The sequence below is a fragment of the Ideonella sp. genome, assembly GCF_035254525.1.
In the GTDB taxonomy this organism is placed as follows: domain Bacteria; phylum Pseudomonadota; class Gammaproteobacteria; order Burkholderiales; family Burkholderiaceae_C; genus Ideonella.
The window spans coordinates 18,806-40,292 of sequence record NZ_DATFAN010000127.1 but is presented as its reverse complement, the minus strand read 5'-3'; the positions used below and the strand labels follow the sequence as shown (position 1 = coordinate 40,292).

The 21,487-nt window shown below is 70.4% G+C and carries 20 protein-coding genes; 9 read left to right on the top strand and 11 right to left on the bottom strand.

All coding sequences use genetic code 11. The features are described 5' to 3' along the window. Positions 1-498 (top strand): chromate transporter, encoded by a 498-nt coding sequence (locus VJ693_RS12690; RefSeq protein WP_324154661.1) that lies wholly within the window; start codon positions 1-3, stop codon positions 496-498. Here the strand turns inward: VJ693_RS12690 and VJ693_RS12685 are convergent. From VJ693_RS12685 to VJ693_RS12665, 5 genes are read right to left on the bottom strand one after another with little or no spacing between them, the layout of a single operon-like run. Continuing rightward, the gene (locus tag VJ693_RS12685) at positions 495-905 is read right to left on the bottom strand and encodes a low affinity iron permease family protein (protein WP_324154609.1); all 411 of its coding nucleotides are present in this window, start codon (positions 903-905) and stop codon (positions 495-497) included. The genes VJ693_RS12690 and VJ693_RS12685 overlap by 4 nt on opposite strands. Positions 906-918: 13 nt before the next feature. Next, complete coding sequence (upp, locus tag VJ693_RS12680) at positions 919-1,560, bottom strand: uracil phosphoribosyltransferase (RefSeq protein WP_324154608.1); 642 nt, start codon at positions 1,558-1,560, stop codon at positions 919-921. 42 nt (positions 1,561-1,602) lie between these two features. Then, positions 1,603-2,358: an NAD-dependent protein deacylase gene (locus VJ693_RS12675; RefSeq protein ID WP_324154607.1), complete on the bottom strand. Its 756-nt coding sequence runs from the start codon at positions 2,356-2,358 to the stop codon at positions 1,603-1,605. Positions 2,359-2,360: 2 nt separating this feature from the next. After that, positions 2,361-3,113: a 23S rRNA (guanosine(2251)-2'-O)-methyltransferase RlmB gene (rlmB, locus tag VJ693_RS12670; RefSeq protein WP_324154606.1), complete on the bottom strand. Its 753-nt coding sequence runs from the start codon at positions 3,111-3,113 to the stop codon at positions 2,361-2,363. A gap of 34 nt (positions 3,114-3,147) precedes the next feature. Then, complete coding sequence (locus VJ693_RS12665) at positions 3,148-5,889, bottom strand: protein kinase domain-containing protein (protein WP_324154605.1); 2,742 nt, start codon at positions 5,887-5,889, stop codon at positions 3,148-3,150. 191 nt (positions 5,890-6,080) lie between these two features. On the opposite strand from VJ693_RS12665, the gene VJ693_RS12660 reads away from it, so the two are divergent. Together VJ693_RS12660 and VJ693_RS12655 are read left to right on the top strand one after the other, a co-directional pair. Then, positions 6,081-6,728 (top strand): hypothetical protein, encoded by a 648-nt coding sequence (locus VJ693_RS12660; protein ID WP_324154603.1) that lies wholly within the window; start codon positions 6,081-6,083, stop codon positions 6,726-6,728. Positions 6,729-6,862: 134 nt separating this feature from the next. Next, positions 6,863-8,521, top strand: a complete 1,659-nt coding sequence (locus VJ693_RS12655) for a hypothetical protein (RefSeq protein WP_324154602.1) — start codon at positions 6,863-6,865, stop codon at positions 8,519-8,521. Here VJ693_RS12655 and VJ693_RS12650 read toward each other — a convergent pair whose 3' ends face one another. Beyond that, positions 8,522-9,307, bottom strand: a complete 786-nt coding sequence (locus VJ693_RS12650; protein ID WP_324154601.1) for a heparan-alpha-glucosaminide N-acetyltransferase — start codon at positions 9,305-9,307, stop codon at positions 8,522-8,524. It abuts the gene before it with no gap. Positions 9,308-9,375: 68 nt separating this feature from the next. Here VJ693_RS12650 and VJ693_RS12645 point away from each other — a divergent pair, with 68 nt between their 5' ends. After that, positions 9,376-10,284 (top strand): DUF2167 domain-containing protein, encoded by a 909-nt coding sequence (locus tag VJ693_RS12645; protein ID WP_324154600.1) that lies wholly within the window; start codon positions 9,376-9,378, stop codon positions 10,282-10,284. A gap of 12 nt (positions 10,285-10,296) precedes the next feature. Then, positions 10,297-11,028 carry a site-2 protease family protein gene (locus tag VJ693_RS12640; protein WP_324154599.1) on the top strand — a complete coding sequence of 244 codons (732 nt, stop codon included), beginning with the start codon at positions 10,297-10,299 and terminating at the stop codon, positions 11,026-11,028. Here the strand turns inward: VJ693_RS12640 and VJ693_RS12635 are convergent, their stop codons facing one another. The 5 genes from VJ693_RS12635 to VJ693_RS12615 are packed head-to-tail and all read right to left on the bottom strand — an operon-like array spanning position 11,029 to position 16,376. Next, positions 11,029-13,191 (bottom strand): 3-hydroxyacyl-CoA dehydrogenase NAD-binding domain-containing protein, encoded by a 2,163-nt coding sequence (locus VJ693_RS12635; RefSeq protein WP_324154598.1) that lies wholly within the window; start codon positions 13,189-13,191, stop codon positions 11,029-11,031. 2 nt (positions 13,192-13,193) lie between these two features. Continuing rightward, positions 13,194-14,399: an acetyl-CoA C-acetyltransferase gene (locus VJ693_RS12630; RefSeq protein ID WP_324154597.1), complete on the bottom strand. Its 1,206-nt coding sequence runs from the start codon at positions 14,397-14,399 to the stop codon at positions 13,194-13,196. Between the two features lie 25 nt (positions 14,400-14,424). Then, entirely contained in the window at positions 14,425-15,603 is a 1,179-nt protein-coding gene (locus VJ693_RS12625) for an acyl-CoA dehydrogenase family protein (protein ID WP_324154596.1), read from the bottom strand. 13 nt (positions 15,604-15,616) lie between these two features. Next, positions 15,617-16,066, bottom strand: a complete 450-nt coding sequence (locus VJ693_RS12620; RefSeq protein WP_324154595.1) for a MerR family DNA-binding transcriptional regulator — start codon at positions 16,064-16,066, stop codon at positions 15,617-15,619. Positions 16,067-16,079: 13 nt separating this feature from the next. Next, on the bottom strand, positions 16,080-16,376 hold the full coding sequence (locus VJ693_RS12615) for an SCP2 sterol-binding domain-containing protein (RefSeq protein ID WP_324154594.1): 297 nt from the start codon (positions 16,374-16,376) through the stop codon (positions 16,080-16,082). 113 nt (positions 16,377-16,489) lie between these two features. Between VJ693_RS12615 and VJ693_RS12610 the strand changes: the two genes are divergently transcribed. From VJ693_RS12610 to VJ693_RS12595, 4 genes are all read left to right on the top strand, one after another. Beyond that, complete coding sequence (locus VJ693_RS12610; protein ID WP_324154593.1) at positions 16,490-17,389, top strand: SDR family oxidoreductase; 900 nt, start codon at positions 16,490-16,492, stop codon at positions 17,387-17,389. A 510-nt stretch (positions 17,390-17,899) separates the two neighbouring features. After that, the gene (locus tag VJ693_RS12605) at positions 17,900-19,510 is read left to right on the top strand and encodes an acyl-CoA carboxylase subunit beta (protein WP_324154592.1); all 1,611 of its coding nucleotides are present in this window, start codon (positions 17,900-17,902) and stop codon (positions 19,508-19,510) included. A gap of 10 nt (positions 19,511-19,520) precedes the next feature. Further along, entirely contained in the window at positions 19,521-20,678 is a 1,158-nt protein-coding gene (locus tag VJ693_RS12600; RefSeq protein WP_324154591.1) for an acyl-CoA dehydrogenase family protein, read from the top strand. Further along, positions 20,678-21,481: an enoyl-CoA hydratase/isomerase family protein gene (locus VJ693_RS12595; protein ID WP_324154590.1), complete on the top strand. Its 804-nt coding sequence runs from the start codon at positions 20,678-20,680 to the stop codon at positions 21,479-21,481. The genes VJ693_RS12600 and VJ693_RS12595 overlap by 1 nt, the downstream gene beginning before the upstream one ends. The last annotated feature ends 6 nt before the right edge of the window (positions 21,482-21,487 follow it).

Genomic DNA, 21,487 nt, shown 5'->3' with positions numbered 1-21,487 from the left:
ATGCACTGCCTGCTGCTGAGCCTGCTGGCGATCGGCGGCGCGATCGCGACCGTGCCCGACCTGCAGCGCTTCGTCGTGGTCGAACAAGGCTGGCTCGGTGCCGCCGAGTTCACCGGCTCGGTCGCCCTGGCGCAGGCCGCCCCGGGGCCGAACCTGCTGTTCGTTGCGGTGGTCGGCTACAACGCGCTGGGCCTGGCCGGGGCCGTCGCGGCGATGGCCGGCATGCTGCTGCCGAGCACCACGCTGACCCTGGTGGTCACCCGCTGGGGTTCGCGGCGGCGCGACACCCGCGGGGTCAAGGCCTTCATCGCCGGCATGGCGCCGATCACGCTGGGGCTGCTGCTGGCCACCGGCTGGCTACTGGCGGCGCCGGTGGTACACGCACCCGTCGCGCTCGTGCTGATCGCCGCCACCGTGGGGCTCTTGTGGCGCACCCGGCTCAGCCCGCTGTGGCTGCTGGGCGCGGGGGCGGTGGCCGGCGCGGCAGGCTGGGTTTAGGGCTCCGGGCTGCCGGTGTCGGAATAGCCCTGGTCGAGCTTGGCGCGCGCCGCACTCGCGAGAGCCTCGTAGCGGTCGCGGAATTCGGCGAGCTGTTCGTCGTCGAGCTCTTCCAGATCCAGCAGCGCGTTGTGCGCGCCCCGGGTGGCGCGGATCAGCTCGTCGAGCTTGATCTGGATGGCCTCGGTGTCCCGGTTCTGGGTGTTCTGGATCAGGAACACCATCAGGAAGGTCACGATGGTCGTGCTGGTGTTGATCACCAGCTGCCAGGTGTCGCTGAAATGGAAGATCGGCCCGGTGATGCCCCAGACCAGGATGATCGCCAGCGCGAAGACGAAGACGCGGGGCCGCCCGCAGAAGCGCGACGACGCCTTGGCGAATCGGGAGTACCAGGTGCCGTTGTTCATGCCTCTCAACCTCTCAGACCGTCCCCTCGTCCTTGGTGCCGAAGATCTTGTCGCCCGCGTCGCCCAGGCCCGGCATGATGTAGCCCTGATCGTTCAGGTGGTGGTCAATCGCCGCCGTCCAGCAGCGCACGTCGGGGTGGGCCTTGTCGAGCGCGGCGACGCCCTCGGGTGCCGCCACCAGCACCAGCGCGCGGATGTCCTTGCAGCCGCGGCGCTTGAGCAGGTCGACCGTCGCGATCATCGAGCCGGCCGTGGCCAGCATCGGGTCGATGATCAGCGCGGTGCGTTCCTCGAGCTTGCCGACGAACTTCTCGAAGTAGTTCTCGGGCTGCAGCGTCTCGTGGTTGCGCGACAGGCCGACGACGCTGACCTTGGCGTTCGGGATCATGTCGAGCACGCCGTCGAGCATGCCCAGGCCCGCGCGCAGGATGGGCACCACCGTGACCTTGCGGCCAGCGATCTGCTCGATCTCGGTCAGGCCGCTCCAGCAGTTGATCGTGGTCTTGGCCAGCGGAAAGTCGGCGGTGGCCTCGTAGGCCAGCAGCCGGGCCAGCTCGCCAGTCAACTCGCGAAACTTCTTGGTCGAGATCTCGGCCTCGCGCAGCAGGCCGATCTTGTGGCGCACCAGCGGGTGGGAAACGGCGATGACGGGCATGGTGGAATAGGCGGTTCAGTGGTCGATCCGGCCACAGTGTAGTCAGGCGGTCGCGTCGGAAAGAAGCCCTGGCAATACCCGTGCCGCGGTGCCGCGCACGAGCTGGTGCGCATCGCCGTCGATCTCGGTTTCGTCGGGGTTGACGATGGCCACCCAGGCACCCGCCCGGCGCGCGCGGGCCGCGAGCCCCGCCGCCGGCCACACCGCGCCGGAGGTGCCGACGACCAGCATCAGCTCGGCGCGGTCGGCCGCCGCCTCCGCCGCCGACAGCGCCCCGAGCGGCAGGTCCTCGCCGAACCAGACCACGCCGGGCCGCACCAGGTTGCTGCAGTCCCGGCAGCGCGGCGGCTCGCCGGGCGCCGCCCCTTTCGTGTCACAGGCGGAGCCGCAGCGCCGCGGGCAAGGGTCCAGCCAGCGGTCTTCGAGGATGTCGCCGTGCAGGCGGATCGTGTCAGGGTTGCCGGCGCGCTGGTGCAGGTCATCGACGTTCTGCGTCACCACCGTCAGGCGCCCCGGGTGGCGCTGCGCGAAGCCACCGAGCGCCAGGTGGCCGGGGTTCGGCTGGGCGGCGCGCACGCCGAGCCGGCGCTCGGCATACCAGTTCCAGACGCGCTGCGGGTGGGCGCGAAAGCCCGCCTCGCTGGCGAGCTGCATCGGGTCGAAGCGGGACCACAGGCCTGTCAGCGTATCCCGAAAAGTCGGGATGCCGCTCTCGGCCGACATGCCGGCGCCGGTGAGCACGACGATGCGCTGCGCGGCCTGCACGCGCTCGCGCAGGGCGCCGAGCCCGCCGTCCATCGTCAGTCCTTGTGGCGGCGTTGCCGCCTGGCCTCGTACAGGCAGACCCCCGCGGCCACCGAGACATTGAGGCTTTCCACCGCCCCGGCCATCGGGATGCTGACCAGCTCGTCGCAGGTCTTGCGGGTGAGCTGGCGCATGCCCGCCCCCTCGGCGCCGAGCACCAGGGCGACCGGGCCGCTCAGGTCGACGTCATACAGCGTCTGCGTCGCGTCGTCGCTGGTGCCGACGATGCGGATGCCGCGCTCCTTCATCTCGTTCAGGCTGCGCGCGAGGTTGGTCACCATCAGGTAGGGCACGGTCTCGGCCGCGCCCGACGCCACCTTGGCAACCGTCGCATTCAGCCCCACGGCATGGTCCTTGGGCGCGATGACGGCGTGTGCCCCCGCGCCGTCGGCCACGCGCAGGCAGGCGCCGAGGTTGTGCGGGTCGGTCACGCCGTCCAGCGCCAGCACCAGCGGCGGGTCTTCCTTGGCCGCCTCGACGCCCTCGAGCACCTCGTCGAGGGAATGCGTCGGCGGCAGCGCTTCGGCCCGCGCCACCACGCCCTGGTGGCGCGGGCTGCCGGCGAGCTTGCTCAGGCGCGCATCGTCGCTGTCGACAACGCGCACACCGGCCTCCTTCGCCCGCTCGACGAAACCGCGCATGCGCGCGTCGCGCCGCGTCGTGTCGACGTGGATCTCGGTGATGGACGAAGGCGCCGTCTTCAGGCGAACGGTGACGGCGTGAAAGCCGAACAGGATGCGGGTGGCCATGGCGGCAAGCGTACCAGCCGCGCTCGGCGGCCCTTCACCGGTCCAGCCGGGCCTGCCAGCGCTCGACCACCGCACGGCTGTAGCGCACGCTGTGGCTCGCCGGGTCGATGCCGGCCGCGGCATCGGCCAGTGCGAGGCGGGCTGTATCGCGCTGGCCCTGGGCCAGTGCCAGCCGGCCGCGCAGCAGGGCCAGCCGGGCCGGCCAATCCTGCTGCGGCTGGGCCACGTTCAGCGCCTCGGGCGTCAGGCCCTGCACCAGGGCCGGCACCTCGCCGGGTTGCCCGCGTTCGAGCAGCGCATCGGCCAGCACGAAGCGGATCTGCTGCACCGCCGGCGCCTCCTCGGCCTGGCTGGCGCGCGCATGGGCCAGCGAACTGCGCAGGTAGGGCTCGGCGCGCGCCGCATCGCCGCTGAGCAGGTAGGCCTGGCCGATGTTGGACTCGGCGTTGATGCTGCGCGGGCTGGCCTCGCCCAGCAGGCGCCGGTAGCCGGCCAGCACCTCCGTCCATTGCGCCGCGGCACGCGGGTAGTCGCCGCGGCGATACAGCACGCCCGCCAGCTGGTCACGCGCCACCAGGGTCTTGCGGTCGCCAGGCCCCAGGGCGCGTGCCAGGCCCTCGGCGGCCTCGCCGAGCATCGTCTCGGCGAGGCCGGTGTCACCTGCCTGGCCCAGGCAGGTGGCCAGCGCGACCCGCGTGTACAAGGGTTGCGCGTGCGCGGCGCCGTAGTGCGCCTCCTGCTGCGCGAGCAAGGCGCGCAGGATCGCCTCGGCCGGCGCGTAGTCGCCCAGCATCATGCGCGTCTGGCCCAGGTCGAACTCGACGCGCTCGCGCAGCAAGGCCGCATCGGGCGGCAGCGGCGGGGTTTGCGCGGCCAGCAGGTGCTGCGCCTCGGCCAGCAGGGGCAGCGACTCCTTCAGCTTCATCACACCGCTGGCCGTCCACGAGCGCGCCCACAGCAGCCGGGCGCGCGAGACCACGGTCAGCCCGTCGGCAGCCCCGGCCGGGTCGAACTCCGCCAGCGTGCGACGGGCATCGTCCAGACGCCCCAGCTGCACCAGGTCGACCGCCATCGTCAGGCGCGACTCGGCGGCGGGGTCGCTGGCCGCCTCACCCGCATCGGCGAAGGCGGCCTGCGCCAGCCGGCCCTGGGCCAGCGCCTCGGGGTAGCGCGCCAGGTTCGAGAAGGCGCGCTGCATCGCCAGGTGCAGGCTGCCGCGCAGCGAGGGTGGCGCGGCGGCGAAGCGTTGCTCGACGCCCGACGCCGCCGCCGCGACCGCCTCGGCCACCGTCACGTTGCTGCGCCCGGCCAGCACCGGGTTGGCGGCGGCGATCAGGTCGTCGCTCAACACCCCGTTCAGTGCGCGGACAAGTTGCAGCTGCCGGTCGGCCTCGGCGCGGGCGTGCCGTTGGCCGTCGGCCAGCCACAGCGAGGCGCCCAGGCCCATGGTCAGCAACACCAGCGTGGCGAGCACCCAAGGCCGTCGCACGCGTGCGCGCGCCAGCGCCTGGCGCACCTGCTCCGCCTCGGCCTGGGCGGCTTGCTGCACGGCCTGCTCGGAGCGCCGCTCGGGCAGGCGGCGGATGTGCCCGGCAAACTCGGCCACCGAAGCGAAACGACGCGCCGGGTCCAGATCGGTCGCCTGGGCGAGGTCGGCGGCCAGCAGTGGATCGGCGAGCTCGCGCTCCCAGCCGGGCGCCATCAGGCGGTGCAGGTCGCCGCACACCAACTGGTAGACGATCACGCCCAGCGAGTACAGGTCGCTGCGGGTGCTGAACGCGGTGCCGGTGTGCAGCTCCGGCGCGATGTAGTAGGCCGTCCCGCTCAGCTCGCTGCCGGGGCTTTCGGCCGAGACCGTCATGCCCATCGCGGTGATGTGCAACGCCTGCAGCCGCTGCGGCTCCAGCAGGCCGGCACTGCCGAAATCCGTCAGGCGGATCTGGCAGCCCTCACCACCACCGCTCCCAGCCGCGGACGGCGCGATCAGCACGTTGCCGGGCTTCAGGTCCTTGTGCAGCACGCCCAGCGCGTGCGCGGCAGCCACGGCGTCGAGCATCTGCAGCCCGAGCGCCAGGCGGGCACCGTCCGCCAGCGAGGCCAGCCCGCCGCCGTCGGCCCAGGCAAGCAGGCTCTGGCCCCCGTCTTCGCACTCCAGGAAGTACGGCGGCGTCTCGAAGTTCCAGTCCAGCACCCGCGCCAGGTCGGGCCGCTCGCCCAGGCCCTCGCGCAGCAGCCGGTAGACGGTCGCCTCACGCTTCAGCGCCGCCAGCCGCTCGCCATCGACCGCGAACTTGTAGATCCGGGTTTCGCCGGTGCGCGGCTGGCGCGCACGCCAGGTCTCGTTCTGGTGCGAGGCGCCGAGTTGCTCGGCCAGCACGAAGTGGTCGCGGCCGGGCACCGTCATGCCGGCAGACAGCTCCAGCCGGCTGACCAGGCGACGGCCGGTGGCCACGCGCTCGAGTGGGCCGTCGAAGCGGTATCCCTGCCGGGCCACCGTGGCGATGCGCTGGCCGTTCTCCGGGCCCAGCGCGGTGCGCAGCTTCAGCACCGCATTGGCCAGCACGTTCTCGACCGTGACGCGATCGCCCCAGAGCTGGCGATAGATGTCTTCCCGCTTCACCACTTCGCCCGGCTGGGCGAGCAGCAAGGCCAGCAGTTGCAGCGGCCTTTGCTGCACCTCGACCGCCAGGCCCTGCACCCGCAACTCGGCCCGCGCCTCGTCGAACTCGGCGCTGCCGAAGCGAAAGACATGGCTGACCGGGCCGTTCGAGCTCAAGGGCCGCCCCTCCTTGGCCTTGCGTGGCGCGCCGCAGTGTGTCACGCCGGATCGCCGCAGGCCATCCCCAGTCGGAGGTGATGAATCGGTGAGGTCGGCGTGATGGCTTGCGGCCCCGGCACAGGCTGCAATGGCCGGCGTGGCGGATCGGCTTCGCCACGCCCGCCCACCCCTTCCGGAGGACTTCTGCCATGAGCAACCCATCCACCTACGCCTGCACCTCGATCACCCTGCTGCTCGCCGCCGGCGCCCTGGCCGCGGAAGCGCCGCAATCGATGTTCCTCGAACGCGGGCAGACCCAGGCCTCGGCCAAGCAGGTCCGCAGCTACGGCGTGCCGACGACCGACGAGTTCGGCAAGGTCCTGTACTGGGACATCACGGTCGACCTGGCGGTCAACGCCAACGGCAAGCCCATGGGCAGCGCGACCGTCTCCTCCATCCGGCAGCCCAACGTCCGGACCAACCGGCTGGTCCCCGGCGCCTACACCGACACCTGGGGCGGCGCCTGTACCGTGAACACGACCACCCTGCCCAGCGGCCGACAGGAGGCCTCGGTCACCTGCACGTCCACCAGCTATGTCTGGAACTTCACGGTCGACAACGGCGATGTGGCCGGCCACCCGTTCGAGTTGCAGCTCAAGGCCGCCGGCATCGACCAGATCCCGGACTACCGCGACTACAACTGGGGCATCGACGGCGCCACGTCCAACAACTACGGCGCCTGCTTCTCCACGAACTACGTCGTCGCGGCGCGGCAGGTGGGGCCGCAGATCGTGGTCACGCGGTATGGCTACGACAACATCGGCGACTGCGGGGCGACGCTGACCCAGACGCCATGATGGGCAAACACTTACGAAAAATGTGTTGACGGCACTTTTCCCGCAGCGCAGTATCGCATCGACCCTGATACCCCAATGGGTATTTTGATCAACATCAAGCGCACGCCATCCGGGCGTGCGCGCAGGAGCGAGCAATGCGATCTGTACGCCCTATCGCCAGATGGGGGCGCGGCCTGCTGTTGGCTGCCGCCTGCCTGTCCACCGGCATCACGGCCAGCGCAGCCAACAGCTACAAGCTGCTCGGCTGGAACGACCTCGGCATGCACTGCATGGACGCCGATTACTCGGTGTTCTCGATCCTGCCGCCCTTCAACAACCTGCACGCGCAACTCGTCGATGCCACGAACAACAAGCTCGTGACCAGCGGCGTGACGCTGAGCTTCGAGGCCACGGCCGACCTGCAAGGCTCGGTCAACAGCCACTCGGCCGACAAGACGAACTTCTGGACCTATGCGCTGCCGCTGTACGGCGCCGACCTGCCGCCCGAGATGGGCCTGGGCGGCTGGCTGACCGCCGGCTACACGCCACAGGCGATGCGTTTCGTGCCGGATTCGGCCATGCACGAGGCGGTCGGCATCCCCATCACGCCGATCGACGACAACCGCCAGAAGAACCCCTACCCGATGGTCAAGGTGGTCGCGCGCGACACGGCCGGCAATGCGCTGGCCGAGGGCCACGTGGTGCTGCCGGTGTCGGATGAAATGACCTGCATCGCCTGCCACGCGAGCGGCTCGCAGGAGGATGCCAAGCCCCCGATCCACGGCTGGATGTGGGACCCGCGCGGGCCGGAGAAGGACTACCGACGCAACGTCCTCGCGCTGCACGACGACAAGCAGATCGGTCTGGCCAAGTACAAGAGGGCGCTGAAGCAGCTCGGCTACGACAGGGCCGGCCTGCTCGCCACGTCGGATGGCGGCAAGCCCATCCTCTGCGCCGCCTGCCATTCGTCCAACGCCCTGCCCGGCACCGGCCTGGCCGGCATCTCGCCGTTGACGACCGCCGAGCACGGCCTGCACGCCAAGGTGATCAACCCGAAGACCGGCCTGCCGCTGGACGACGAGCGCGACCGCGGCGCCTGCTACATGTGCCACCCCGGCGCCGAAACTAAGTGTCTGCGCGGCGTGATGGGCAACGCGACGCTGCCCGACGGCACGCCGGCGATCCAGTGCCAGAGCTGCCATGCCGGCATGAGCAAGGTCGGCAGCGCCAAGCGCACCGGTTGGCTGCAGCAGCCGACCTGCCAGGCCTGCCATCACGACGGCAAGCGCGACCTGATGGCCGTAAACGCCAAGGGCAAGGTCAAGACGCCGGCCGACACGCGCTTCGCGACCAACGCCGACGTACCGGCACCCGGCTTCAACCTCTACCGCTTCAGCAAGGGCCACGGCGGCCTGCAGTGCGAGGCCTGCCACGGCTCGACCCATGCCGAGTACACCAGCTCGCATGACGGCGACAACGTGCAGTCGATCGAAACGCAGGGCCACGTCGGCACGATCGCCGAATGTTCGGCCTGCCACACCGCGATCGGTGTCAGCGCCACCGGCGGCCCGCACGGCCTGCACACCATCGGCCAGCAGTGGGTCAACAAGCACGGCAACGTCGCCGAGCGGGACCACCAGCCCTGCGCCTATTGCCACGGGGCCGACTTCCGCGGCGGCCCGCTGGCGGCCACGCGTGCGGCGCGCGACTTCAAGGTGGAGGACCGGCGCGTGCAGTACGCCGCCGCCCAGAAGGTGGGCTGCTACGACTGCCACGACGGGCCCGGCGGCGACCTGAAACTGACCCGCCGCTGATCAGAACGTGCCGGTCGTCCACCAGCGCCAGGTGCGGATCGCGCCGATCAGCACGGGCTGGTGGACCATGTAGAAGGTCAGCGACCAGGTGCCCAGCAGCGCGAGCGGCCGCAAAGCCCGCGGCAGCTCGCCGCGCAGCACCCCCGGGCGCCGCTCGAACAGCCAGGTGCCGAGCAGCACGCCCGCGAGCACGACACCGAGCCACGGCAGCACCGGCACGTAGTCTTCGGCGCGCGGCAATCGGGTGACCAGCCCGGTCCAGTTCAGCCAGCGCGAGTCGAACACCGGGTGCTGCACCAGGCGGGGCAGCACCAGCGACACGAGCGCCAGCCCCAGCAGCGCAGCCCGGCCGGTACCGCCGCGCGCCAGCAGCGGTGGCGCAACCAGCCTCACGATCAGCAGCATCGCCGCGATGCCATGCAACACGCCGAAGCTGATCCAGGTGCGCGGGAACATCGTGGCCGAGCCGATGGACACCAGCACGGCGCAGCCTGCCACCTGGGCCCAGCGGCGCCAGAAGCGCCGCCAGCCCTGCCCTGCCTGCAGTGCCGCCGCCTGGCCCATGCCGGCGCACAGCAGGAACAGCGTCACGATGCAGGTGCGCTGCACCGTCCAGAACGGGTCGAGCTGGAAGCGCTGATGCGGCTGCAGGTAGCCGAAGTAGTTGAGGTCGAAGCAGAAGTGGAAGGCCGCCATCCAGACGATGGCGGCGCCGCGCAGCGCATCGAGCCGGGCATGGCGTGTGTGCGGTGGTGTGGGAGGTGACGAGAGCGAGGCGGGCAGCACGGGCGCGACGATAGCGCATGGGACAATCGCGCCGCATTGACAAGACGGGTTTCGAGGGAGGAACCACCATGCTGCACCAAGCTGCCGCCTCGCTGCGGCGTTTCGTTCTTGCCGCGGCCACACTCGCCGCGGCGGCCGCCCATGCCGAGGGCGCGCCCGATCCCAGGCAGGCCTGGGACGACGCCGCCAAGGCCGCGCAGACCGGCCCTGCCGAGATCAAGCTGCTCGACCAGGCAGTGCTGAAGTTGCCCGAGGGCCGCGTCTTCGTGCCGCAGCCGCAGGCGACCCGGCTGCTGCAGGCCATGGGCAACCCCGGCGAAGACCCGCGCCTGCAGGGCCTGGTCTTTCCGAAGGGCGATGACCAGGGCTGGTTCATGACCGTGCGCTACGAGGACTCGGGCCACATCAAGGACGACGACGCCAAGGAATGGAATGCCGACGACCTGCTGAAGAGCTACAAGGAAGGCACCGAGGCCTCGAACGAGGAGCGGGTGAAGCTGGGCGTGCCGGCGATCGAGATCATCGGCTGGGCCGAGAAGCCCGCCTACGACGCCGCCACCCACCGGCTCGTGTGGGCCATGTCCTCGCGCGAGAAGGGCGAAAGAGTCGCGAGCGCCGAGGACGGCCAGGGTGTCAACTACAACACCTACCTGCTCGGCCGCGAAGGCTACTTCAGCATGAACCTCGTCACCGGCCTGAAAGAATTGCCCCAGCACAAGCCCGAGGGCCAGGCGATGCTGGCCGCGCTGGCCTTCAACGACGGCAAGCGCTATGGCGACTTCGACGAGAAGACCGACCACGTGGCCGAATACGGCCTCGCGGCGCTGGTGCTCGGCGTTGGCGCGAAGAAGCTCGGCCTGCTGGCCATGGCCGGCGTGTTCTTCGCCAAGTTCGCCAAGCTGATCATCCTCGGCGTGGTCGGGGTGGGCGCGGCCGCGGCCAAGCTGCTCGGCCGCAAGAGCAAGACCACGGCCTGAGCGCGCGCGGCGATGGGCAAGCTGCTGCTGTTGCTGCTGTCCGGCGCCAAGCTGGGGCCGCTGCTGAAGACCGGCGGCACGATGCTGGTGTCGGTCGTGCTGTACGCCTTCGTCTTCGGCTGGCGTTATGCGGTCGGCTTCGTTGCGCTTCTGTTCGTGCACGAGATGGGGCATTACCTTGCGGCCCGCCAGCGCGGGCTGGCCGTGGGGGCACCGACCTTCATCCCCTTCATCGGCGCCTGGGTCGAGCTGAAGGATCTGCCGCACGACGCCGAGACCGAGGCCTACGTCGGCCTCGGCGGCCCGCTGGTGGGCACCGTCGGCGCGCTCGTTTGCTACTTCGTCGCCCGCAACGAAGGCATCACCTGGCTGCTCGCGGTCGCGTACTCGGGCTTCTTCCTGAACCTGTTCAACCTGATCCCGCTGTCGCCCTTCGACGGCGGCCGCATCACGGCGGTGCTGTCGCCGCGCATCTGGCTGCTCGGCGTGCCGGTGCTGGGCGCGCTGTTCTACTACAACCCCAGCCCGATGCTGATCCTCATCGCCGTGCTGGCGGCACCGCAGGTGATGAAGGCGATCCGGTACCGGTCGGACAGCCCGGAAGCGGCGACCTATTACGCCGTGCCGACACGAACCAAGTGGGAGTACGGCTTCTACTACCTCGCCTTGCTCGGCTTCCTTGCCGTGATGACGCACGACGTGCACGAGATGCTGGGCGCGGCGCGCGCCACTGGCGGCACCTGATCACACGGGCGTCGGCCCGCCCTGCTCGAAGCGGCCACCCTGCTCCGCCAGGGCCACCACATTGGCTGCCGGCTCGAAGCGCGCGCCGTAGCGCGCAGCCAGCTCGCGGCAACGCTCGACGAAGCGCGCCGGCCCGACGTGGTTGACGAACTGCAGTGCGCCGCCCAGGAAGGGCGCGAAACCCCAGCCGAGGATCGAGCCGACATCGCCGTCGGCCACCGATCGCAGCACGCCCTCTTGCAGGCAGCGCGCGGCCTCGTTGGCCTGGGCGTACAGCAGGCGGTCGATCAGCTCGCGCTGGTCGGGCTGCTCCGGCTTGACCGGGAACAGCCCGCCCAGGCCCGGCCACAGCCGCTTCTCGCCTGGCTCCCCTTCGGCCGGCCAGTCGTAGAAGCCCTTCCCGGCCTTCTTGCCGACGCGGCCGATCTCGCACAGCTGCCGAAGCACGCCTTCACCGGGGTGGGCCACGTAAGGCTTGCCTTCGGCGGCCAGATCCTTGCGCGTCTGGTCGGCCACGTGCACGCCCAGCGACAGGCTCACCTCGTCCTGCAGCGCCAGCGGCGGCATCGGCATGCCGGCCTGCAGCCCGGCCACCTCGATGCTGCGCGGGTGCACCCCCTCCTTCAGCATCGCCAGGCCCTCCATCACGTAGGTCGCGAAGACACGGCTGGTGTAGAAGCCGCGGCTGTCGTTCACGACGATCGGCGTCTGGCCGATCTGGCGCACGAAATCGAAGCCCTTGGCCAGGGTCTCGTCGCTGGTCCGCGCACCGACGATGATCTCGACCAACGGCATCTTGTCGACCGGTGAGAAGAAGTGCAGCCCGATGAAGCTCGCCGGCCGCACGCTCGCCTCGGCCAGGCCGGTGATCGGCAGCGTGGAAGTGTTCGAGGCGAACACCGCGCCGGGCGCCAACTGCGCCTCGGCCAGGCGGGTGACCTCGGCCTTGACCGCCCGGTCCTCGAACACCGCCTCGATCACCAGCTCGCAGCCCTGGAGCGCGGCGTAGTCGGTGGTCGGCGTGATGCGCGCCAGCAGCGCATCACGCTGCGCGGGCGTGCGGCGCCCCCGCTTCACCGCCTTGTCGAGCAGGCCCTGGCTGTAGGCCATGCCCTTCTCGGCGTTCGACTGGCTCGTGTCGAGCAGCACCACCTCGATGCCCGCCCTGGCGCTGACGTAGGCAATGCCCGCGCCCATCATGCCGGCGCCGAGGATGCCGAGCCTGCGCACGGTCGATGGTGGCGGCGCGGCCGGCCGAGACGCGCCCTTCTTGATTGCGCCGAGCTGGTACCACAGCGTGCCGATCAGGTTGCGGCTCTCGGGGCTCACGACGCAGGCGGCGAAGTAGCGGCTCTCGATCGCCAGCGCCGCGTCGAAATCGACCAGGCCGCCCTCGAACACGCTGCTCATGATGTGCGTCAGCGCGGGGTAGTTGCCGAAGCTCTTGGCACTGGCGATCGACGGGGCGATCGCCAGCATCTGTACCGCCGCCGGGCTGCGCGAATCGCCGCCCGGGTAGCGGAACTTCGGCGCGTCCCAGGGCTGCACCGGCTTCGGGTTGGCCGCGATCCAGGCACGCGCCTGGGCCAGCATCTCGTCGCGGCTGGTGGCCAGTGCATGCACCAGGCCGCTGGCGAGCGCCTGCGCGGCCTTGACCTCGGTGCCCTCGGCCATCCACTGCAGCGCCTGCTGCATGCCGACGAGCCGCGGCAGCCGCTGCGTGCCGCCACCGCCGGGCAACAGGCCGAGCTTCACTTCGGGCAGGCCGAGGCGGGCCGCGCCATCATCGAGCACGATGCGGTGGTGGCAGGCCAGCGCGATCTCGAGCCCGCCACCCAGGCAGCGGCCGTGGATCGCCGCGACCACCGGCTTGCCGCAGCGTTCGATGCGCCGCAGGAAGCCCTTGAAGCGCATCGACTCGTCGAAGGCCTGCTGGGCCGTGGTGATGCCCCACAGGTGATCCACATCGGCGCCGGCGAAGAAGTCGGCCTTGCCGGAGGTGAGGATCAGCCCCTTGACCGCGGCATCGGTCTCCAGCCGCTCGACGAGCGCCGCCAGCGCCTCGGCCATCTCGGCGTCGATGATGTTCATCGGTTTGCCGGCCAGGTCCATCGTCGCCAGCAGCACGCCGTCCGCGCCCAGTTCACATTGGATTGCCGGCATGTTCAGACCCGCTCGATGATGGTGGCAATGCCCATGCCGCCGCCGACGCACAGCGTGGCACAGCCGGTGGAAAGGTCGCGGCGCTCGAGCTCGTCGAGCACGGTGCCGAGGATGATGCAGCCGGTGGCCCCCAGCGGGTGGCCCATCGCGATCGCGCCGCCGTTGACGTTGACGCGCTCGATGTCGATGCCGAGTTCGCGCGCGCACTTCAGCGGCACCGCGGCGAAGGCCTCGTTGACCTCCCACAGGTCGATGTCCGAGGCGGCCATGCCGGCCTTGCCCAGCGCCTTGCGGCACGATGGCGCGGGGCCGGTCAGCATGATCGTCGGCTCGGAGCCGATCACCGCCATGCTGCGGATGCGGCCGCGCGGCTTCAGCCCGGCGCGCCGGCCGGCCTCGGCCGAGCCGACCAGCATCAGCGCCGCCCCATCGACGATGCCGGAGGAATTGCCGGCGTGGTGCACGTGGTCGATGCGCTCGACGGTGGTGTACTTGCGCAGCGCCGTGGCGTCGAAACCCATCTGGCCCATCATCGCGAAGCTGGGCTCCAGCTTGGCGAGCGTGTCGGTCGTGGTCGACGGGCGGATCGTTTCGTCCTCGGCCAGCATCAGCAGGCCGGCGATGTCGTGCACCGGCACGATCGAGCGGGCGAAGCGGCCCTCGGCTCGCGCCGCCGCGGCATGGCGGTGCGAGCGCGCGGCGAAGGCATCGACATCCGCGCGGCCCCAGCCCTCCAGCGTGGCGATCAGGTCGGCGCCGATGCCCTGCGGCACGAAGCCCAGGTGCTGGTTGACGCGCGGGTCCATCACCCAGGCGCCGCCATCGCTGCCCATGGTCCAGCGGCTCATGCTCTCGACGCCACCGGCCACGACCAGGTCCTCCAGCCCGCTCATCACCTTGGCAGCCGCGAGGTTCACCGCCTCCAGGCCCGAGGCGCAGAAGCGGCTGAGCGTGACGCCGGCCACCGTCTGCGCCCAGTCGGCATCGAGCACGGCGGTGCGGGCGATGTCGGCGCCCTGCTCGCCGATGGGTGTCACGCAGCCGAGCACCACGTCGTCGACGAGCGAGGTGTCGAGCTGGTTGCGTTGCGCCAGCGCCTTCAGCAGCCCGCGCAGCAGCCACACGGGGCTCGCCTGGTGCAGGCCACCGTCCTTCTTGCCCTTGCCCCGCGGGGTGCGGACGTGGTCGTAGACGAAGGCGTCGGTCATCGTGGGTCCTTGTTGCGGGCCGACGTCACATCGAACGTGAAGCCAGCTCCTTCATGATTTCGTTGGTGCCGCCGTAGATGCGCTGCACCCGCGCATCGGCATACAGCTCGGCGATCGGGTACTCCATCATGTAGCCGTAGCCGCCGAACAGCTGCAGGCACTCGTCCATCACCTTGCACTGCGCTTCAGTGACCCAGGCCTTGGCCAGCGCGGCGCGCGCCGCATCGAGCTCGCCCTTCAGGTGGGCTGCCATGCAGGCGTCGACGAAGGCCCGCGCGGCGAGCACCGTGGCCTGCACCTCGGCCAGCTTGAAGCGGGTGTTCTGGAACTCCCACACTGTCTTTCCGAAGGCCTGGCGTTGCTTCACATAGGCCAGCGTCTCGTCGAGCGCCCGCTCCATAGCGCCGATCGCGCTCAGGCAGATGATCAGCCGCTCCTGCGGCAGCTGCTCCATCAGCTGCACGAAGCCCTGGCCCTCCACGCCGGATTCGCCGCCCAGCAGGTTGGCCACCGGCACGCGCACCTCGTCGAAGAACAACTCCGAAGTGTCCTGTGCCTTCATGCCGACTTTCTCGAGGTTGCGGCCGCGGCGAAAGCCTGCCGCAGGCTTGCCGTCCTCGCCGTCGGTCTCGACGACCAGCAGCGACATGCCCTTCGCGCCGGCCGCGCCGCCGGTGCGGCAGACGACGATGATCAGGTTCGCGTTCTGCCCGTTGGTGATGAAGGTCTTGGCGCCGCTGAGCACGTAGTGGTCGCCATCGCGCCGCGCGCTGGTCCGCACCGACTGCAGGTCGCTGCCTGTGCCCGGCTCGGTCATCGCGATGGCGCCGATCAGCTCGCCGGTGGCCATCTTCGGCAGCCAGCGGCGTTTCTGTTCCTCGCTGCCGTAGTGCAGGATGTACGGCCCGACGATGGCCGAGTGCAGCCCGCCGCCCCAGCCCGAGAGGTTGGCCCGCGCCTGCTCGAGCAGGATGACGGCCTCGTGGCCGAAATCGCCGCCGCCACCGCCGTATTCCTCCGGCAGGCCGACGCACAGCAGCCCGTTGGCCCCGGCATCGCGCCAGGTGTCCGGCCCCATGATGCCGGCCTCGCGGAACTCCGCCGCGCGCGGCACCCAGCGCTCGTGGATGAATCGGTGCACGCTGTCTTGCAGCATGCGGTGCTCCTCGGTCATCCAGACCGACGGGAAGTTCGGCAATGCCATGTGGTGCTGGCCCTCAGCGGCGCTCGGCCAGGCCGCGGCGCACGGTCTCGTTGATCACCCGCAGCTCGGCCAGTGTGGCGTCGATGTCGGCACGTCGTTGCTCCAGCTCGGCAATCGCCTCGTCGGTGCGGTTCAGGACATAACGCATCTGCTGCACGCGGCCCTCGCCGTGGGTGCCGTACAGATCCAGGTAGTGCTTGATTTCGGCGAGCGACGAGCCGATCGACTTGGCGCGCAGGATCAGCGCCAGGCGCGCACGGTCGCGCCGGGTGTAGACGCGCGTGCCGTTGACCCGCCGCGGCTGCAGCAGGCCCTTGTCCTCGTAGAAGCGGATCGCCCGCAGCGAAATGCCGAACTCGCGGCACAGCTCGGTGATCCCGAACAATTCGCTCGTCGCCTCGTCGCGGTGGGCCGCCACCGCGTCCTGGGGCGACAGCACGACGATGTCGTCCTGCCGGGTCATTCGGGCGCCGTCTTCAGAGCAGGTTTTGCAACTTCAGCGCCACGCTCATGTCGCCGCTGACCTTGATCTTGCCCATCATGAAAGCCGTGGTCGGCTCGAGCTCGCGCAGGATCAACCGGCCCAGTGTGTCCAGGCTGAGCGCGATCGTGCAGGCGGCGTCGCCATCGTGGTTGCTGACGGTGTTCGGATTCGCGGTGCCGTCGATCAGCACCTTGCCTTCGCTGCCGCAATCGAGCTTCAGCGTCGTGCCCAGGCCGCTGTCACTGCCCACGCGCTCGCGCAACACCTTGGTGGCGGCTTGCATGTCCATCGTCTTCTCCTCGGATTCGGGGTTCGCTCCACTGTAGGCGGCCGTTGCGCGGCCCTGCACTAGCGTAATTCCCTATTAGCCATCTAGGTGACGTTAACGTTACCCTCCGACCCATGACTGCCAAGCCAGCCGCCCGCTACGACAGCGTGTTCCGCCCCGGCCTGTTCGCCGGCCAGCGCATCTGGGTCACCGGCGGGGGCTCGGGCATCGGGCGCTGCGTTGCGCACGAACTGGCCTCGCTCGGGGCGCAGGTCCTCATCAGCGGCCGCTCGGCCGACAAGCTCGAGCGCGTCGCGGCTGAAATCATCGAAGACGGCGGCCGCTGTGACTGGCGGGCCTTCGATATCCGTGACGAGGACGCGGTCAAGGCGCAGGTGGCGGAAGTGGCCGCCCAGGGCCCGATCGCGGGGCTGGTCAACAACGCCGGTGGCCAGTTCCCTTCGCCCATGCTGGCGATCAGCAAGCGAGGCTTCGACGCCGTGGTCGCCAACAACCTGACCGGCGGCTTCCTGATGATGCGCGAGGTGTTCGTGCAGAGCATGCAGCAGCACGGCGGCGCCATCGTCAACATGACGGCCGATTTCCGCAACGGCATGCCCGGCATGGCGCACTCCGGCGCCGCCCGCGCCGGCATGGCGAACCTGACGCAGACGGCCGCCTACGAATGGGCCCATGCCCACGTGCGGGTCAACGCGGTGGCCCCGGGCTGGGTGGCCTCCAGCGGCATGGATACCTATGGCGGCGCGGTGAAGGCCATGATCCCGAAGCTGAAGCACCACGTGCCGCTGCGGCGCCTGGCCACCGAATCGGAGGTCGCCTCGGCCATCGTCTTCCTGCTCTCGCCGGGGGCTTCGTTCATCACCGGCGTGACGTTGCAGATCGATGGGGGCGCGTCGCTCGGCAGTGCGATCTACCCCAGCATTGACCATGCGGGCTCGCCGCCTTACGACGGCTTTCACCGGGCGCGGGTGCCGGAAGTGCTCAAGCCTGCGGCCGAGGGTGGGGATGCGTGACTCGGCCGCAATCGGCTCGTTGCTGTCGGTCGGGGTCGGGCCGGACTGCCTGGGTTGTGGCGAGCAGGGCGGCGGCGGCGCCCCCGTTCTCCGGCCCACCACGCGGGGCACCCTCGCAGCGAGGCACGGACAGCCGCATCAACACGGTGGTGCCCTGGATGCATGGGAGGCTACCGCGAATGGGGCCTGCGCCCGGGGGCACCACCACCGCCCTGCAGGCACCTCGGGTGGCGTGCCTCGCCGTGGCGTGCCGCGCGGGTGCCGAGGGTCGGTGGCTTGGGGCACGGGCGCAGGCCCCATTCGCGGTAGCCTCCCATGGCTGCAAGAGAAAACCGTGTTGATGGAGAGCCGCCTGCAGTCTGCAGACCGTGCCCCGCGTGGTGGGCCGGAGAACGTGCCCCAAGCCGCCGGCCCCAGCGCGACCACCGCATGCAGCCCGCGGCGATCAACCCCAACGGGTAGAGAACCGCTGCCCGCAACTGCGCCGGCTATCACCACCTGGAGCAACCCGTGCCCGTGCTGACGAGCGTCATCGCTACGCAATCCCCAGCGTTTCGAGCCAACGCCGCGCGCATGGCCGAGCGCCTGGCCGAGGTGCAGGCGCTGCAGGCACGGGTGGCCGCGGAATCGGAGGCGAAGGCCGGGCGCTTCGAGCAACGCGGCCAGTTGCTGCCGCGCGAGCGTGTCGCCCGGCTGCTCGACCGCGGCACACCTTTTCTCGAGCTGTCGCCATTGGCCGGTCTCGGCATGCACGACGACGACGGCCGCAAGGTGGTGATGGGCGGTGGCTCGATCGTCGGCGTCGGGGTCGTCGCCGGCCGGCGCGTTCTCGTCTCGGCCAGTGACTCGGCGATCAAGGGTGGCACGGTGCCGCCGATGGGGCTGAAGAAGGCGCTGCGGGCGCAGGAGATCGCCCGCGAGAACAAGCTGCCGCTGGTCTACCTCGTCGAGTCGGGCGGCGCGAACCTGATGTACCAGAGCGAGATGTTCGTCGAGGGCGGGCGCAGCTTTGCGAACCAGGCGCGGCTGTCGGCCGCCGGCATCCCGCAGGTCGCGGTGGTGCATGGCTCGTCGACTGCCGGCGGCGCCTACCTGCCCGGCCTGGCCGACTACGTGGTGCTGGTGCGCGGGCGCTCCAGCATCTACCTCGCCGGCCCGCCGCTGGTGAAGGCCGCGATCGGCGAAGACGCGACGGACGAAGAACTCGGCGGCGCCGAGACGCACGCCGAGATCACCGGGCTGGGCGAGTACCTGGCCGAGAACGACGCCCACGCAATCGCACTGGCCCGCGAGCTGCTCGCGGCGCTGCCGTGGGACGACGTGCCCGCGACGGCTTCGGCCCCGGAACCGCTCTACCCGCCCGACGAACTCATGGGCGTCGTGCCCGCCGACGATCGCGAGCCCTACGACGTGCGCGAGGTCATCGCCCGGCTGGTCGACGGCTCCGATTTCCTCGAGTTCAAGGCGCTCTACGCGACCGACACCATCTGCGGCCACGGCCGGCTCGCCGGCCACCGCATCGGCCTCGTCGGCAACAACGGGCCGATCCAGCCCAACGGCTCGACCAAGGCGGCGCAGTTCATCCAGCTGTGCGACCAGAGCGGCACGCCACTGGTCTTCCTGCAGAACACCACCGGCTACATGGTGGGCAAGGCCGCCGAGCGGGCCGGCGCGATCAAGCACGGCAGCAAGATGATCCAGGCCGTGGCCAACGCCCGGGTGCCCAAGTTCACGGTCGTGCTCGGCGGCTCGTTCGGCGCCGGCAACTACGGCATGTGCGGCCGCGGCTTCGACCCGCGCTTCATCTTCAGCTGGCCCAGCGCCCGCACCGCGGTGATGGGCGGCGCCCAGGCGGCGCAGGTGATGGAGATCGTCGGCCGCGGCAAGCTCGAACGCGGTGGCCACCCCGTCGACAACGAGGCATTGAAGACCATGGGCGACCAGCTTCGCCAGCGCATCGACCGCGAATCGAGCGTGCTGTTCGGCACCGCGCGGCTGTGGGACGACGGCGTGATCGACCCGCGCGACACCCGACGCATCCTCGCGCTGTGCCTGGGTCTCGCGGCCGAAGCCGAGACGCGGACCCTTCGCCCCAACACCTTCGGCATCGCCCGACTCTAGGAGACCCGGCATGAAACTGACCCAGGAGCACCGCGCGCTGTCCGACACGGTCGTGCGATTCGTGCGCGAGGAGATCAACCCCCACGTGGCGGAATGGGAGCGGGCCGAGGAGTTCCCGAGCCATGCGCTGTTCAAGCGGCTGGGCGATCTCGGGCTGCTGGGCCTGAAGTACCCCGAGGAGTACGGCGGCGCGGGCCTGGACTTCAGCTACTCGATGGTGATGGCCGAGGCGCTGGGTGAGTGCAACTGCGGCGGCGTGCCGATGGCCATCGGTGTGCAGACCGACATGTGCACCCCGGCGCTGGCCCGCTTCGGCTCCGACGAACTTCGCCGCGAATTCCTCGCCCCGACGATCGCCGGCGACTACGTGGGCTGCCTGGGCGTCAGCGAGGCCGGCGGCGGCTCGGACGTGGCCGCGGTGAAGACCACCGCCCGCAAGGAGGGCAGCGACTACGTCATCAACGGCAGCAAGATGTGGATCACCAATGGCCTGAAAGCCGATTGGTGCTGCCTGCTCGCCAATACGAGCGACCAGGGCGGCCCGCACAAGAACAAGAGCCTGATCGTCGTGCCGATGGACGCGCCCGGCATCGCCAAGCAGAAGATCCACAAGGTCGGCATGAACTCGTCCGACACCGCGCAGCTGTTCTTCGACAACGTACGCGTGCCCCAGCGCCACCTGATCGGCCAGGAAGGCATGGGCTTCATGTTCCAGATGATGCAGTTCCAGGAGGAGCGGCTGTGGGGCGCGGCGTCCAGCCTGCGCGGCCTGGACCGGCTGATCGACCTGACCATCGACTACACCCGCCAACGCCAGGCCTTCGGCAAGAGCATTCTCGACAACCAGGTCGTGCACTTCCGCCTGGCAGAGCTGCGCACCGAGGTCGAGGCGCTGCGCGCGCTGACCTACTCGGCCGTCGAGCAGTACGTCTCCGGCAAGGACGTGACGCGCCTGGCCTCGATGGCCAAGCTCAAGTGCGGGCGTCTCAGCCGCGAGGTGGCCGACAGCTGCCTGCAGTACTGGGGCGGCATGGGCTACACGCTCGACAACCCGATCTCGCAGGCCTGGCGCGACAACCGGCTGGTCTCGATCGGCGCCGGAGCCGACGAGGTGATGCTCGGCATCATCTGCAAGCTCGAGGGCACCTTGCCGAAGGGAGCGCATTGATGCCGGTGCTGATTCACAGCGAGCCGGCGCCCGGCGGCGCGCCCGGCCGGGTCGTCCACCTGACCCTGAACCGCCCCGAGCTGCGCAACGCGATGTCGCTGGCGATGGTCGATGCGCTGCTGGCCGCCCTGTCGGAGGCCGAAGCGGCCGGCGACGTGCGCATCATCGTGCTGCGCGGCGCCGGCGGGCACTTCTGCGCCGGGGCGGACCTGAAGGACATGGCCGCGGCGCGGCTGGCGGTCGACGGACGGGCGGCGATGGCGGCCGTCAACGCGCGCTTCGGCGAGCTGTGCGTTGCCTTCGCCGGCACCGGCATCGCCACGCTGGCCGTCGTCGAAGGCACGGTGATGGGCGGCGGCTTCGGCCTGGCCTGCGTGGCCGACGCAGTGATCGCCGGCGACTCCGCGCAATTCCGCCTGCCCGAGACCTCGCTCGGCCTCGTGCCCGCGCAGATCGCGCCCTTCCTCGTCGAGCGGCTGGGCTATGCCGAGGCCAAGCACCTGGCCGTGACCGGCGGCAAGCTCGATGCGCGCGAGGCGCTGGCGCTGCGGCTGGTGCACGAGGTGCATGCGGCCGGCGCGCTCGACAGCGTCGTGCAACGCCGGCTGCTGGAGATGCTGCGCTGCGCGCCCCAGGCGGTGGCCGCCACCAAGGCCCTGCTGGCCAGGTCCCGGGGGCAGGCACCCGCCAGCCTGGTGGCCGAGGCCGCGTCGGTGTTCGCGGACGCGGTGACCGGCCCCGAGGGCAGCGAGGGCACGGCCGCCTTCGTGGGCAAACGTTCGCCGGGCTGGGCGCCCCAGTGAGCCCCC